11 protein-coding genes and 1 tRNA gene are annotated in these 14,532 nt (G+C 40.0%); 9 read left to right on the forward strand and 3 right to left on the reverse strand.

The features are described 5' to 3' along the window. Positions 1 to 51: 51 nt before the first annotated feature. Positions 52 to 1,302, forward strand: a complete 1,251-nt coding sequence (locus J5A74_08290; GenBank protein ID QUI96865.1) for a transposase — start codon at positions 52 to 54, stop codon at positions 1,300 to 1,302. Positions 1,303 to 1,551: 249 nt separating this feature from the next. On the opposite strand, the gene J5A74_08295 is transcribed toward J5A74_08290, so the two are convergent. After that, a tRNA-Trp gene (locus tag J5A74_08295) sits at positions 1,552 to 1,622 on the reverse strand. Positions 1,623 to 1,754: 132 nt separating this feature from the next. On the opposite strand from J5A74_08295, the gene hisH reads away from it, so the two are divergent. The 4 genes from hisH to J5A74_08315 are packed head-to-tail and all read left to right on the forward strand — an operon-like array spanning position 1,755 to position 4,659. Beyond that, a complete protein-coding gene (hisH, locus tag J5A74_08300) occupies positions 1,755 to 2,372 on the forward strand; it encodes an imidazole glycerol phosphate synthase subunit HisH (protein ID QUI95378.1) in 618 nt (205 codons plus the stop codon). Between the two features lies 1 nt (position 2,373). Continuing rightward, positions 2,374 to 3,135 (forward strand): imidazole glycerol phosphate synthase subunit HisF, encoded by a 762-nt coding sequence (hisF, locus tag J5A74_08305; GenBank protein ID QUI95379.1) that lies wholly within the window; start codon positions 2,374 to 2,376, stop codon positions 3,133 to 3,135. Position 3,136: 1 nt separating this feature from the next. Further along, complete coding sequence (locus J5A74_08310) at positions 3,137 to 3,811, forward strand: uracil-DNA glycosylase (GenBank protein ID QUI95380.1); 675 nt, start codon at positions 3,137 to 3,139, stop codon at positions 3,809 to 3,811. An 11-nt stretch (positions 3,812 to 3,822) separates the two neighbouring features. Beyond that, positions 3,823 to 4,659 carry an undecaprenyl-diphosphate phosphatase gene (locus J5A74_08315; GenBank protein ID QUI95381.1) on the forward strand — a complete coding sequence of 279 codons (837 nt, stop codon included), beginning with the start codon at positions 3,823 to 3,825 and terminating at the stop codon, positions 4,657 to 4,659. Here the strand turns inward: J5A74_08315 and J5A74_08320 are convergent. Then, entirely contained in the window at positions 4,593 to 5,375 is a 783-nt protein-coding gene (locus tag J5A74_08320; GenBank protein QUI95382.1) for a GNAT family N-acetyltransferase, read from the reverse strand. The genes J5A74_08315 and J5A74_08320 overlap by 67 nt on opposite strands. 78 nt (positions 5,376 to 5,453) lie before the next feature. Here J5A74_08320 and glnA point away from each other — a divergent pair, with 78 nt between their 5' ends. The 4 genes from glnA to carB all read left to right on the forward strand — a co-directional run bounded on the left by glnA (position 5,454) and on the right by carB (position 11,714). Further along, entirely contained in the window at positions 5,454 to 6,770 is a 1,317-nt protein-coding gene (gene glnA / locus J5A74_08325) for a type I glutamate--ammonia ligase (GenBank protein ID QUI95383.1), read from the forward strand. A gap of 19 nt (positions 6,771 to 6,789) precedes the next feature. Then, entirely contained in the window at positions 6,790 to 7,335 is a 546-nt protein-coding gene (locus tag J5A74_08330; GenBank protein ID QUI95384.1) for an ANTAR domain-containing protein, read from the forward strand. A 94-nt stretch (positions 7,336 to 7,429) separates the two neighbouring features. Next, positions 7,430 to 8,509: a carbamoyl phosphate synthase small subunit gene (locus tag J5A74_08335; protein ID QUI95385.1), complete on the forward strand. Its 1,080-nt coding sequence runs from the start codon at positions 7,430 to 7,432 to the stop codon at positions 8,507 to 8,509. Further along, positions 8,502 to 11,714 carry a carbamoyl-phosphate synthase large subunit gene (carB, locus tag J5A74_08340; GenBank protein QUI95386.1) on the forward strand — a complete coding sequence of 1,071 codons (3,213 nt, stop codon included), beginning with the start codon at positions 8,502 to 8,504 and terminating at the stop codon, positions 11,712 to 11,714. The genes J5A74_08335 and carB overlap by 8 nt, the downstream gene beginning before the upstream one ends. Before the next feature lie 67 nt (positions 11,715 to 11,781). Here the strand turns inward: carB and J5A74_08345 are convergent, their stop codons facing one another. Further along, positions 11,782 to 14,532: a transglycosylase domain-containing protein gene (locus J5A74_08345; protein ID QUI95387.1), complete on the reverse strand. Its 2,751-nt coding sequence runs from the start codon at positions 14,530 to 14,532 to the stop codon at positions 11,782 to 11,784.

A 14,532-nucleotide genomic window follows, 5' to 3' on the forward strand; every position in this document is an offset into this window, starting at 1 on the left:
AATATACATATAGGAAATCCTATTTCCGAATCTATGAAAGGAGAAAACCGTATGTATCTTACTGTAAAACAACAAGTTAAACATCTGTCCAAGGAAGACTACATCACAATCAGAGAACTTTGTCATACTGCTAAGAATCTTGCTAATGAGGCAATCTATAATGTGCGTCAGTATTATTTTACAGAAGGTGAATTTCTCAAATATGAGAAGAATTACACTCTTTTAAAGAATAGTCCTAATTATAAGGCATTAAATTCCAATATGGCACAGCAGATACTTAAAGAGGTTGATGGTTCGTTTAAATCATTTTTTGGTCTGCTTAAACTGGTCAAGCAAGGAAAATATGCCTTTACGGATTGTAAACTGCCATATTATCTTCCAAAAGATGGATACACAACACTGATCATTGGTTTTGTAAGACTTAATGGTAATAAGCTGATCCTTCCGTTTTCCAATAGTTTTAAAAAAACGCATAAGTCTGTTGAAATTACGATACCGCCAATACTTCTTGATAAGACGATAAAAGAGATACGCATTATACCTAAGGCGAATGCAAGGTTCTTTGAAATCCAGTATATATATGAAGCTGAATGTATTCAAAGAAATCTAAACATGAATAACGCACTTGCTCTTGACCTAGGTATCAATAATCTCGTAACAGCCGTATCAAATATTGGTAAATCGTTCATTATTGATGGAAAAAGACTTAAATCTATCAATCAGTGGTTTAATAAAGAAAATACCCGTTTACAATCGATAAAAGATAAACAGCATTTTGGTAGGAAACCTACAAACAGACAAAAAGCAGCAGCTCGTAACCGCAACAATAAGGTGAACGACTATATGAACAAAACTGCACGCAAGGTAATAGATTATTGTATTCACAATGATATAGGTACGCTTGTTGTTGGTTACAATGAAACTTTTCAACGCAATAGTCATATGGGAAAGCAAAACAATCAAAATTTTGTAAATATTCCTTATGGACAGTTACGTAACAAATTGGAATATCTTTGCAAACTAAATGAAATTGTTTTTGTAAAACAGGAAGAATCCTATACATCTAAGTCATCTTTTTGGGATAGAGACAATATACCTGTTTACAATGCCGATAATCCAAAAGAGTATCAGTTTAGCGGCAGAAGATTACAGCGTGGTCTATACAAAACGGCAAGTGGTAAAACAATCAATGCAGATGTTAACGGAGCATTGAATATCATGCGTAAAAGTAGAGTTGTGGATATGAATATCCTATACAGTAGAGGCGAAGTGGACACGCCTATAAGAATAAGGATTGCCTAATTACTTAGGTGAAGACTTAAATATCAAACTTCTTAAATAGAGCTGTCAAGCTCTTAAAAGCCCATTACCTAAAGGTAATGGGTAGTTCACAGATTGAAGCTGTCGGATCGAAATAGGTAGCTTCAAAAGAGGGCAGGACTCAAATGAGTCCTGCCCTCTTAATCTTTCTGATCATTTTTGAGATGATAAAAGAAGGGTAAAAAAAGAGAAAGTTTATAAGCAAAAAACTTATAAACTTTCTCTTTAAAACAGGGGAAGAGGGGCTCGAACCCCCATTTACGGTTTTGGAGACCGTTGCTCTACCATTGAACTATTCCCCTTCATTGGCACTCGTATATGATAGCATAATTTAAAAATGTTGTCAATTAAAAAATTAAATATTTTATGAATTTTGTGGCAAGATATCAATGGAATGTGCTATAGTAGAGAAAGGATAAGGAGAGGAGGAGGATATGGTCGCACTAATTGATTATGACGCAGGAAATTTAAAGAGTGTAGAAAAAGCACTGGTCAGTAGTGGGGAAAGCCCTGTGATCACAAGAGATCCAAAGATCATTTTGAGTGCAGATAAGGTGATTTTGCCAGGAGTGGGAGCCTATGCAGATTGTATGAAAAAGCTAAAAAAGTATCAATTGGTTGATGTTTTGCATGAGGTGGTCAAGAAAAAAATCCCATTACTTGGTATTTGCTTGGGAATGCAACTTTTGTTTGATTCGAGTGAAGAAGGGATGGAAGGAAATGAGCCTGTGGAAGGGCTACATATACTAGAGGGAAGAGTTTTGAAAATTCCACACAAACTAGGCTACAAGATTCCACATATGGGATGGAATAATTTGACCATCGCACCAAATACTCGTCTGTTTAAGGGGATCGAGAAAAATCCATATGTATATTTTGTGCATTCCTATTACCTGGATGCAAAGGACAAGGCTGTTGTTGCTGCAACTACAGACTATGTGGTGCACATTGATGCAGCGGTGGAATATGGCAATGTGTTTGGTTGTCAATTTCATCCAGAGAAAAGCTCTGAAATTGGATTAAAAATTTTAAAGAACTTTTTGGAGGTGTAGAATGCTGACAAAGAGAATTATTCCGTGTTTAGATGTCAAGGATGGTCGAGTGGTCAAGGGCACACAATTTGTCAATTTAAAGGATGCGGGAGATCCTGTGGAGGTTGCCAAATTTTACGATCGATCAGGTGCTGATGAGTTGGTATTTTTAGATATTACCGCTTCTTCAGATGCAAGAGCTACAGTGGTGGATATGGTGCGAAAAGTGGCAGAGAATGTCTTTATTCCTTTTACAGTTGGGGGTGGAATTCGCACGGTGGAGGACTTTAAAATGCTTCTTCGAGAAGGAGCAGATAAGATTTCCATTAATTCTTCAGCAATTGATCGACCGGAATTGATTTCTGAGGCAGCAGATAAGTTTGGAAGTCAATGTGTAGTGGTGGCGATTGATGCAAGAAGAAGAGAAGATCAAAGTGGCTGGAATGTCTATAAAAATGGTGGGCGAGTGGACACTGGTCTAGACGCCATTGAATGGGCAAAGAAGGCAAATAAGCTTGGAGCAGGAGAAATTTTATTGACCAGTATGGACTGCGATGGCACAAAGGCGGGATATGATTGTGAATTGACAAGATTGATTGCAGATAGTGTTTCCATTCCTGTGATTGCCTCTGGGGGGGCAGGGACAAGGGAACACTTTTTGGATGCTCTGACAAGGGGAGGGGCGGATGCAGCTTTGGCGGCCAGTCTTTTTCACTTTAAGGAGCTGGAAATTCAAGATTTAAAGCAATATTTGGCTAGTCAAGGTCTGAGTGTGAGGTTGTAAAATGGGAATGATACAGGGAAAGTGGTTAGAAATTTTAAAGCCAGAATTTTCAAAGCCATACTATAGGGAGCTCTATCAGTTTGTGAAAAATGAGTATGCAACAAAAACGATTTTTCCACCAGCAGATGATATCTTTAATGCCTTACATTTTACACCTTATGAAAAAGTTAAGGTGGTGATTTTGGGGCAGGATCCCTATCACAATTTTTTGCAAGCTCATGGGTTGAGTTTTTCAGTCTTGCCAGGGCAAGAAATTCCGCCATCGCTTGGCAATATTTACAAGGAATTGCAGGATGATTTGGGATGTTTTATTCCAAATCAGGGATATTTAAAAAAGTGGGCGGATCAGGGTGTGTTGCTTTTAAACACAGTATTGACGGTGCGGGCACATCAGGCTTATTCTCATCAAAATCATGGATGGGAAAGGTTTACAGATGCAATTATTCAAGCAGTCAATAAAAAAGATGCCCCTGTGGTATTTATGCTTTGGGGAAAACCCGCACAGAGTAAGGCGGTGATGTTAGACAATCCAAAGCATTTGGTTCTTATGGCACCACATCCAAGTCCATTGTCGGCCTATCGGGGATTTTTTGGATGTAAGCATTTTAGTAGGGCCAATGCGTTTTTGATTGAAAATGGAGAGAGTGAGATTGATTGGCAAATAGAGAATAGATAAGGAGTGCAAAAATGAATATTATAGAGATTATTAAGGTCATTATTTTAGGAATTGTGGAGGGCTTTACAGAGTGGCTTCCCATCAGCTCTACGGGACATATGCTACTAGTGGATGATATTCTTCATCTCAACGTCAGTCCTGAATTTAAGACTATGTTTATGGTGGTCATTCAATTGGGTGCCATTTTGGCTGTGGTTGTGATGTTCTTTGGAAAATTAAATCCATTTTCTCCAAAGAAGAGTTCTCAGCAGAGAAAAGAAACTTGGATTATGTGGAGTAAGATTATTATTGCCTGCCTACCAGCGGCCATCATTGGTTTAGCCTTTGATGATTGGCTCGATGAGCATCTTTACAAAACACCAGTGATTGCAGCGACATTGATTATTTATGGTATTTTGTTTATTGTCATTGAAAAGCGTCATCAAAATGTTGAGCCAAGAATCAAGAAAGTTGAAGATATTGATTATGTGACAGCTTTTTCTATTGGAGCATTTCAGGTACTTTCATTGATTCCAGGAACTTCAAGATCTGGCTCAACTATTTTGGGCGGAATTATTTTGGGGGCATCAAGAACATTGGCTTCGGAGTTTTCTTTCTTTCTAGGTATTCCGACAATGTTTGGAGCAAGTTTTTTAAAGCTAGTGAAGTTTGGCTTTCACTACAGTGCACAAGAGGTTGTGTATTTGTTATTGGGTATGATTGTGGCCTTTGTAGTTTCTGTCTATGTCATTCGCCTTTTGCTCAATTGGGTAAAAAAACATGACTTCACCTTCTTTGGCTATTATCGAATTGTATTGGGCGTGATTGTACTGGTTTGGTCTGCGGTTCGCTCAATCTTGCTCGCATAGTAGTGCAAAGAGGTAGAGATTACAAAATGTTGTTTTAGATAGAGATGGCAGGCAATTTCATTGCTCTGACTGACATGCAAGAGGATGTGGGTAAAACCGGCCTCTTGCATTTTTTTTAAAATTTGTACAAGAATATTTTGACCAATGCCACGGTGTCGATATTCTGGGAATACAAAAAAATCATAGAGAAAACAATGGCTCTGGGAGAGAGGAAAAAGTCCATATCGGGCAATGAATTTCTCCTTATCCCAAACTTCATAGAGTTTATCTTTTTGATCGTCAAATGGCAAAAGGTGATAGGTGGAAGGTCGATTGGGTAGAGAAGAAAGTGAACGCTCCATTGTATATTCTGTATCTAGATATTGGGCAGAAAATTTTTTGAGCAGATGTTTGGTCTTTGGTGAAATCTTTGCGAGTATCCAAGTGAGTTGATCAATGGGATGCTTTTTTTTGGCATGGGAAAGAAGGGCTTGAAAATATCCCCTATTTTCAAAGCTTTTGTGGGTAAAGGCAAGAACTTCAAAGGATTGATTTTTAATGTGCAATAAAACAAGGACAGCTGCAGGAAGAAGGTCTTGATAATAGATAAAGTGCAAAGCATCTTCATCAAAAAAGGGGTAGTCTAGTCCATGGAGGAAAAGAGGGTCGATGCCTTGAAGGATGGATTGAATGTCTTTACATTGATTTGGCGTTAAAGATGTTGCTGTGATGATCATAGTTTTGTCTCCTTGTTTTTAGATAAAAAGTAATGTACACTGATAGTATAATTGATTTTTGAAAAAAGTGGAGGAAATATGACAAAAGAGGAAATTATTCAGATTGTAGAGGATGAAGATGTAGAGTTTATTCGATTACAATTTACGGATATGTTTGGAATGTTTAAAAACATTGCCATTACGAGCAATCAATTGGAGGCTGCACTGGATAACCGCTTGATGTTTGACGGTTCGAGCGTGGAGGGCTTTGTTGGAATTGAGGAGTCTGATATGTACTTACATCCAGATTTAGATACATTTGAAGTATTTCCTTGGCGACCACAACAGGGAAAGGTGGCGAGGCTAATTTGTGATGTGTATTTGCCTGATGGAAATCCATTTACAGCGGATCCTCGATTTATCCTAAAAAAAGCCATTACAAGGGCAAAAGAAATGGGATTTTTCCTAGAAGTTGGTCCAGAGTGTGAATTTTTTTTGTTTGATATGGATGAAAATGGAAATCCAACGACGACAACTTCAGAAAAGGCGGGCTACTTTGATGTTGGACCATTAGATATGGCAGAAAATGTGAGAAGAGATATTGTACTCAACTTAGAAGATATGGGCTATGTCATTGACGCTTCTCATCATGAAACTGCACCAGCACAGCATGAAATTGATTTTAAGTATACCGATGCAGTGAGTGCAGCAGATGAAATTATGACTTTAAAGATGGCGGTCAAGGTGATTGCCAGACGCCATGGATTTCATGCAACCTTTATGCCAAAGCCAAAGGCAAAGGACAGTGGCAGTGGAATGCACATTGGAATGATTTTGCGAGACGGTGAGGGAAGAAATGTCTTTGAGGCACAGGGTGAAAAATTGAGCGAGTTGGCCAATTATTTTATTGCGGGATTATTAAAATATATTGGAGAGCTTTCGCTATTGACTAATCCCATTGTCAATTCCTATAAGAGATTGGTGCCAGGTTTTGATGCACCCGTCTATATTAGCTGGAGTTTGTCATCGAACCGTTCTTCTTTAATACGAGTTCCCTCCATTCGGGGTGAGCACACAAAGATTGAACTTCGTTCGCCAGATTCTGCAGCAAATCCATATTTTGCAATTGCTGCCTGTCTTTGGGCGGGCTTGAGAGGAATTGAAGAAAAATTACTGCCACCAGAGCCAGTGAATAAAAATATGTTTGTGTTAGCAAATGAAGAGAGAGAAAACATAGAAAGTCTTCCAAGAACCCTTGGGCAGTCCATTCATTTATTTGAAAAATCAGTATTTGCTAGGGAGATTCTTGGAGAATATGCATATCAGCGCTATTTAAATGCAAAAAAGCGAGAGTGGGAGGAGTATTTAGAGATAATTTCAGATTGGGAAATTGCCCAATATTTGGAAAGATTTTAAGTAGTATCGGAGGAGAAGAATGTCGGAGCTTGTCGTCGCTTTTCCAAAAATGGAGGATGCAAAAGCCATTAAAAATATTTTGGCAAAAAATGGCTTTCGAGTGGCAGGGCTCTCGCAATCGGCTGCTGGGGCAATTCAACTATGTGATAGCTATGGCAGTGGGATATTAATTTGTGCCTATCAATTTGCTGATATGATGTTTGAGGAGGTTCGAGAAAATCTAAATCCTAATTTTCAGATGATTTTACTTTGTTCAAAAGCAAGGTTGAATGAAAACTTACCCGATAATGTATTTTTCCTTCCGATGCCCTTAAAAGTGCATGATTTTATTGATACCGTCTATATGATTGGGGATCGAATGCGCAGGGAAAAGAAAAAGAAGAATAAGAGGATAGAGCGAAGTGAAAAAGATGAGGAAATCCTAAATCAAGCGAAATTGCTTTTGATGGAGCGAAATGGCATGAGCGAGGAGCAGGCGCATCACTATTTGCAAAAAAGCAGTATGGAAAATGGTTGCAATCTCATTGAAGTTGCACAAATGGTAATTAGCTTATATGACAGCTGAGCAAAAGTATTATTTACTTGAAAAAAAGTGTGCTGTCTGATATAATTCATAAGATTAAGCAAAAATTGACAACAGTATAGAAAGGCAGGTCTGAATGAAAGCGTATCTGATTTTAGAAGATGGTAGCGTGTACGAGGGAGAGAGCTTTGGCTCGACCAAAGAAGTCATCAGCGAGATTGTATTTAATACCTCAATGACGGGCTATTTGGAGGTTTTGACAGATCCTTCCTATGCGGGACAAGCAGTGGTAATGACATATCCACTGATTGGCAACTATGGAGTATGTTATGAGGATATGGAGTCTGTTAGACCATGGGCGGATGCTTGGGTTGTAAGAGAAGTATCTGATCTTGCGAGCAACTTTAGAAGTGAGGGATCGATTCAAGAGTTTTTGGAGGAAAATGATATTCCAGCAATTTGTGGGGTGGACACGAGAGATTTGACAAAGCGTCTCAGAGAACATGGCACAATGAATGGAATGTTGACAACCAATGCAAACTTCAACAAGGAAGAGGTGTTAGCAAGGATTAAGGAATACTCTGTAAAGGGAGTAGTATTAGCATCGACCTGCAAGGAAAAGTATGTTCTTAAGGGGCAGGGAAAGAAAGTCGCACTTTTAGATCTTGGGGCAAAGGATAATATTGCCATATCTCTCCAAAAGAGAGGATGTGAAGTGACTGTGTGGCCAGCAAACACATCCGCAGAAGAAATTTTGGCATCAAATCCTGATGGAATTATGTTGAGCAATGGACCAGGAGATCCAAAGGAAAATGTAGAAATTATCAAGGAAATCAAAAAACTCTATGATTCTTCAGTGCCGATTTTTGGCATTTGTCTAGGACATCAATTGATGGCTCTGGCTACAGGGGCAGATACTTACAAATTAAAGTATGGACATCGTGGCGGAAATCATCCAGTGAAAGATCACGAGACAGGCAGGACCTATATGAGTTCTCAAAATCATGGTTATGCGGTAAATACAGAGACCTTAAATCCAGAGGTAGCCATACCAGCATTTACCAATGTCAATGATGGAACAAATGAGGGGCTTCGCTATGTGGGCAAGGATATTTTTACAGTACAATATCACCCAGAGGCTTGTCCTGGACCACAGGATAATGGATATTTATTTGACCGCTTTATTCAAATGATGGAGGAAAAGAAAAATGCCTAAGAATAAAAATATTAAAAAAGTCCTCGTTTTGGGATCTGGACCGATTGTCATTGGTCAGGCAGCAGAGTTTGACTATGCGGGCACACAGGCTTGTCGTTCATTGAAGGAAGAGGGAATAGAGGTTGTTCTTGTCAATTCAAACCCTGCGACAATTATGACCGATAAGGATATTGCCGATAAGGTCTATATTGAGCCATTGACAGTACAAGTTGTGGAGCAGATTATTAAAAAGGAAAAGCCAGATTCGATACTTCCAACCCTTGGTGGTCAGGCAGGTCTGAATTTGGCAATGGAGCTTGAAGAGGCAGGATTTCTTGACCGATATGATGTGAAGCTGATTGGTACGACGGCATTGACAATTAAAAAGGCTGAGGACAGAGAGACCTTTAAGGAGACCATGGAAAAGATTGGGGAACCAATTGCTGCTTCCAAAGTTGTTGAAAATATTGAAGACGGTATCGCCTATGCCGAGGAAATTGGATATCCCGTTGTCCTTCGCCCAGCATATACCCTTGGTGGCTCTGGTGGCGGAATTGTCAACAATAGGGAGGAATTAGAGGAGACACTAGAGAATGGTCTTCGACTTTCTCGTGTGCATCAGGTATTGGTAGAAAGATGTATTTCTGGATGGAAGGAAATTGAGTATGAGGTTATGCGAGATTCCATCGGAAATGTCATTACGGTTTGTAATATGGAAAACCTTGATCCAGTAGGTGTGCATACAGGAGACTCCATCGTAGTAGCTCCTAGCCAGACCTTGGGAGACAAGGAATATCAGATGCTAAGAACTTCGGCACTCAATATTATTACTGAACTTGGCATTACCGGTGGATGTAATGTGCAGTATGCTCTTCATCCTGAGTCATTTGAGTATTGTGTAATTGAGGTAAATCCTCGAGTGAGCCGATCTTCTGCACTTGCTAGTAAGGCGACAGGTTATCCAATTGCAAAAGTTGCTGCGAAAATTGCTCTTGGCTATACACTGGATGAAATCAAAAATGCAGTTACAGGAAAAACCTATGCATCATTTGAACCAATGCTTGACTATTGTGTTGTAAAAATGCCAAGGCTTCCATTTGATAAGTTTATTTCCGCAAGAAGAGAGCTCGGAACACAGATGAAGGCAACAGGCGAGGTCATGAGTATCTGTACCAATTTTGAGGGTGCTTTAATGAAGGCCATTCGTTCCTTGGAGCAACATGTGGATTCCCTCATGAGCTATGACTACACAGCACTGGATGTAGAGGCCTTAAAGAAAGAATTGAAAAAGGTCGATGATCGAAGAATTTGGGTGATTGCTGAGGCAGTAAGAAAAGGAATTGACTATGATACCATTCATCATATCACAAAGATTGATAAGTGGTTTATTCATAAGATTGCTCGCCTTGTCAACATTGAAAATAGATTAAAGACAGAGGAACTATCCATTGAACTCTTGAGAGAAGCAAAGCGAATGGAATTTCCAGACAAAATCATTGCAGATTTAACAAAAAAATCAGAAAAAGAAATCTGCAAGATGAGAAAAGATGCGGGCATTGTTGCTGCATTTAAGATGGTAGATACCTGTGCGGGAGAATTTGCATCGGAGACACCGTACTATTATTCTTGCTTTGATGGTGTCAATGAGGCACCAGAGACCAATGACAGAAAGAAGGTTTTGGTTCTTGGTTCAGGACCAATTCGTATCGGTCAGGGTATTGAGTTTGACTATTGCTCTGTACATTGTACATGGACATTTGAAAAGGAAGGCTATGAGACAATTATTGTCAATAATAACCCAGAGACAGTAAGTACAGACTTTGACATTGCAGATAAGCTCTACTTTGAGCCGTTGACACCAGAGGATGTAGCTTCCATTGTTGATGTAGAAAAGCCAGATGGTGCGGTTGTCCAATTTGGTGGACAGACAGCCATTAAGTTGACGGAGGCCTTAATTGAGATGGGCGTGCCTATCTTTGGAACTAAGGCAGAAGATGTGGATGCAGCAGAGGATAGAGAACTCTTTGACCACATCTTAGAGACTTGTCATATTCCAAGACCAACAGGTGGCACGGTATATACAGCTGAGGAGGCAAAGGCTGTTGCCCATCGTTTGGGCTATCCTGTCCTTGTTCGTCCATCTTATGTGCTTGGCGGTCAGGGAATGCAGATTGCAATTTCTGACAACGATATTGATGAGTTTATTGGCATTATCAATCGAATTGCACAAGATCACCCAATTCTTGTTGATAAATATGTTGTCGGCAAGGAGCTTGAGGTCGATGCGGTGTGTGATGGAACTGATATTGTCATTCCTGGAATTATGGAGCATATTGAGCGAGCAGGTGTTCATTCAGGAGACTCGATCAGTGTCTATCCAGCACAGACCATTAGTGATACCGTGCGAGAGAAAATTGTGGACTACACAAGGAAACTTGCCCTTGCCCTTCATGTCAAGGGAATGATCAATATTCAATTTATTGCCAGTGGAGAAGATGTCTATGTCATTGAGGTCAACCCTAGATCTTCAAGAACTGTGCCATATATTAGTAAGGTCACAGGTATTCCAATTGTCTCATTGGCAGCAAGAGTAATTTGTGGACACACTTTAAAAGAACTTGGCTATACACCAGGATTACAGCCAGCAGGGGAGTACATTGCAGTGAAGATGCCAGTCTTCTCATTTGAGAAGATTCGAGGTGCAGATATTTCTCTTGGACCAGAAATGAAGTCAACAGGGGAGTGCTTAGGTATTGCAAAGACATTTAATGAGGCCCTTTATAAGGCCTTTGAGGGTGCAGGGGTGAAATTACCAAAGCACAAGAAGATGATTATGACGGTAAGGGATGAGGACAAGGAAGAGGCAGTGGAAATTGCTCGAAGATTTGAGGCTGTTGGCTACAAGATTTTTGCCACAACAGGTACAGCAAAGGTACTCAATGAAAATGGTGTCAAGGCCTACCGTGTGAAGAAGCTTGAGCAGGAAAGCCCAAATATTTTGGATCTCTTACTTGCCCATGAGATTGATTTGGTGATTGATACACCAGCACAGGGCGCTGAACACAGCAAGGATGGCTTTGTGATTCGAAGAAATGCCATTGAGACAGGAGTCAATGTATTGACTTCACTGGATACAGCAAAAGCTTTAGCTCTTTCTTTGGAAAATCGGGCAAAGGAACTCACCTTAATTGATATTGCCACAGTCAAGAATGTAGAAACTAAGTAAATAACAAAACGAAAAGGTGTCGCAATCGATAGATAGGATTGCGACACCTTTTGCTTATCATTATGTTTTATTCGTCACTACCAGGACCGTTGGTAATGACTGGATCAGATTCACCAGAGCTACCACTATTGTCATTGTCATTTAAGTTTGTGCCAGGACCAGAATTGATTCGTTCGGTATTATCTTTCAATCCTGAACCATGTCGGCTGGCCGTAGGTGCTTCTGTATTGACAATAGGAGACAGCGTAGTTGCCTCAGTTGTTGGTGTGGTTATAGAAGAGTTTTTCTTTGAACTCTTTTTTGAATTTGAACTCTTCGAATTTGAACTATTTGAGTTTTTTGAACTCGAGCGATAACTTCCACCAGAATAGTAGGAGTCATCGGTATTGCCTTGATCGTCACTTGGAACGAGGATGGAAACTCCTCGACCAGATTTTACATGCTTATCACAATCTTCTGTAGGAACAGTGCCCTTAGCAAAGTATTCCTTGTATCTTGCATCGCCACGAGGATCGTACTCACATACACCAGGAGTAGGAAGCTTTCCGGATTTTCTACAAATAATTGCACTTTCAATGTTGTCAGGAGCCTTAAATCCAGGATCATCAAGCCCTTGATTGACCTTGGTCATAATCTTTCTCCAAATGTCTTTGTGGAAGGCGGTTTGATTGGCGTCACTGTCCAGTTTTTGATTTTCATCATAACCAGCCCAAATACCACCAGTGTAATGAGGTGTAAAACCAACAAACCAAACATCATTATTTCCAGATGTTGTACCAGATTTACCAGCTGCGGACATATTACTCAAGTGAGCACGTGTACTGGTTGAGCTGATGTAGATTCCTGGTCGAGTGAATTTTTGATGTGTTTCCATAGAGTCCTTCATTGCGTCGGTCAAAAGGAAGGCTGTGGTGTTTTTAATTACTCTATGTGTCTCTGGTTCATTGTCAATAAGTGTTTTTCCATTGTGGTCAATAATCTTTGTAAAGAAGACTGGTTTGGTGTAAATACCACCATTAGCAATGGCTGCGTATGCAGCGGTCAATTCAAGATTTGAAACACCCTTTGTGATACCACCCAGTGCAGTTGCTGCGTTGACATCGCCATCAGTTAAGGTTGTAATACCAAATTTCTTTGCATAGTCAACACCAACTTGAGGCGTTACAGTTTCAACTAAGCAGCGGACGGCAACGATATTCATTGAATAGATAATACCATCTCGAATGCTTGACCAACCAGTGTAACCTTGTTCTTTTTGATACCAGTTTGTAAATTCTTTGTCACCAACTTTATATGGACCATCATAGTAGACAGTACCTAATGTGGCCTTGCCCATATCAATGGCTGGTCCAAAAGCAGTGAGTACCTTGAAGGTAGATCCAGGCTGGCGAGTGGTGTTTGTTGCTCGGTTTAGAGTCAAGGACGCCGTCTTTTCACCACGACCACCACTGATGGCCTTTACCTGTCCGGTTTGTTGATCCATTAAGACAAAGCTGGTCTGTGGTTCAAGTATGGTCTTTAGGGACTCCCCAATGACCGTGTCGCCATTTTGGATAATTGATTCTTTGTATTTATTGACATCAGCCTGAGCTTCAGCTTCTGTATTATAGAGTCCATCAAAGTTATCTTTTAAAATGTCACTGTGCCATTTCTTAATATGTTCTTGAGAGTAATTTTTCGTATTTCCATCTGTATCTCGAATGGACAGACGATATTCCAAAGAATACTTTACAATTGGATAGTTACTTGGATCGTTGATCTCTTTATCTACAATCTTTTGTAAGTCAGGATCTTGTGTTGTGTAGATGGACAAACCGCCACTATACAACAAATTATGTGCCTGCGTCTCTGTGTAACCCAACTTTTCTACGAGAGTTTCCACCACCTGCTCGACAAGTTCATCTGTGAAGTAAGAATAGGTGTTGGTTGTCTCTTTATTTGTAGAATTGACATTTTGTATGCGAGCATAGACATCATCGGCTAGAGCATCTTCTTCTTCTTCCTTTGTGATGTAACCTTGAGTGTACATATTTTGCAAGATCGTCATTCTTCGCTCTGCATTGTCCTCTTTTCCAGTAATTGGGTTGAGGCGGCTTGGATTTTTCGTAATTCCAGCAATCACGGCACATTCTGAAAGGGTAAGTTGACTGACTTCCTTTCCAAAGTATCTTCGTGCAGCAACTTTTACGCCCAAAGTATTATTGCCGAGGTTAATCGTATTGAGATAATTGGTGATAATGAGCTTTTTATCCATGGTCTTTTCTAGACGCACGGCCAAGTACCATTCTTGGATTTTTCTCTCTAAAGTTGCACCAAAACTTCTTTCACGGCCACCATTAAAGACATTGTTTTTAATGAGCTGCTGTGTGATAGTGGATCCTCCACCTGAAGAGGAATTGTGCTTGAGCACACCGACAATGGCACGCATAATAGATCTTGTATCAATGCCATTGTGTTGCCAAAAGCGGGAGTCCTCAATAGAAACAAAGGCATCAATTAAATTTTGTGGCAATTCATCATAGGTAGCTTCTTCACGGTTTGAGCCAGCCATAACGAGCGTATCCGTCTGTTCGCCTTTTGCATTGTATACCGTCGTTGCAAAGCCCATAGGGACAATGCTCTCCACATTAATATCAGGCGCATTATCAATAATGCCCTTAAATACACCGACGGCAAGACTGCCAATGAGAAGTGCGATAAAGAGCAAACATAAGAAGATAGTTTTTCCAAATGTAAGCATGACTTTATTGGCATATTTTTTCTTTCTTGACGAGACGTTTTTTAGCTTTCGTTCCGTGGATTTTTTTCCATAGTTCAT

Source organism: Lachnospiraceae bacterium oral taxon 096, assembly GCA_018141845.1.
Classification (GTDB): Bacteria; Bacillota; Clostridia; order Lachnospirales; family Lachnospiraceae; genus F0428.

Bases quoted from the DNA above. Each gene is read 5' to 3' on its own strand.
- J5A74_08330 (QUI95384.1), top strand. From the start codon at position 6,790: ATGTCGGAGCTTGTCGTCGCTTTTCCAAAAATGGAGGATGCAAAAGCC.
- carB (QUI95386.1), top strand. From the start codon at position 8,502: ATGCCTAAGAATAAAAATATTAAAAAAGTCCTCGTTTTGGGATCTGGA.
- J5A74_08345 (QUI95387.1), bottom strand. From the start codon at position 14,532: ATGAACTATGGAAAAAAATCCACGGAACGAAAGCTAAAAAACGTCTCG.
- glnA (QUI95383.1), top strand. From the start codon at position 5,454: ATGACAAAAGAGGAAATTATTCAGATTGTAGAGGATGAAGATGTAGAG.
- J5A74_08335 (QUI95385.1), top strand. From the start codon at position 7,430: ATGAAAGCGTATCTGATTTTAGAAGATGGTAGCGTGTACGAGGGAGAG.
- hisF (QUI95379.1), top strand. From the start codon at position 2,374: ATGCTGACAAAGAGAATTATTCCGTGTTTAGATGTCAAGGATGGTCGA.
- J5A74_08315 (QUI95381.1), top strand. From the start codon at position 3,823: ATGAATATTATAGAGATTATTAAGGTCATTATTTTAGGAATTGTGGAG.
- J5A74_08290 (QUI96865.1), top strand. From the start codon at position 52: ATGTATCTTACTGTAAAACAACAAGTTAAACATCTGTCCAAGGAAGAC.
- hisH (QUI95378.1), top strand. From the start codon at position 1,755: ATGGTCGCACTAATTGATTATGACGCAGGAAATTTAAAGAGTGTAGAA.
- J5A74_08320 (QUI95382.1), bottom strand. From the start codon at position 5,375: ATGATCATCACAGCAACATCTTTAACGCCAAATCAATGTAAAGACATT.
- J5A74_08310 (QUI95380.1), top strand. From the start codon at position 3,137: ATGGGAATGATACAGGGAAAGTGGTTAGAAATTTTAAAGCCAGAATTT.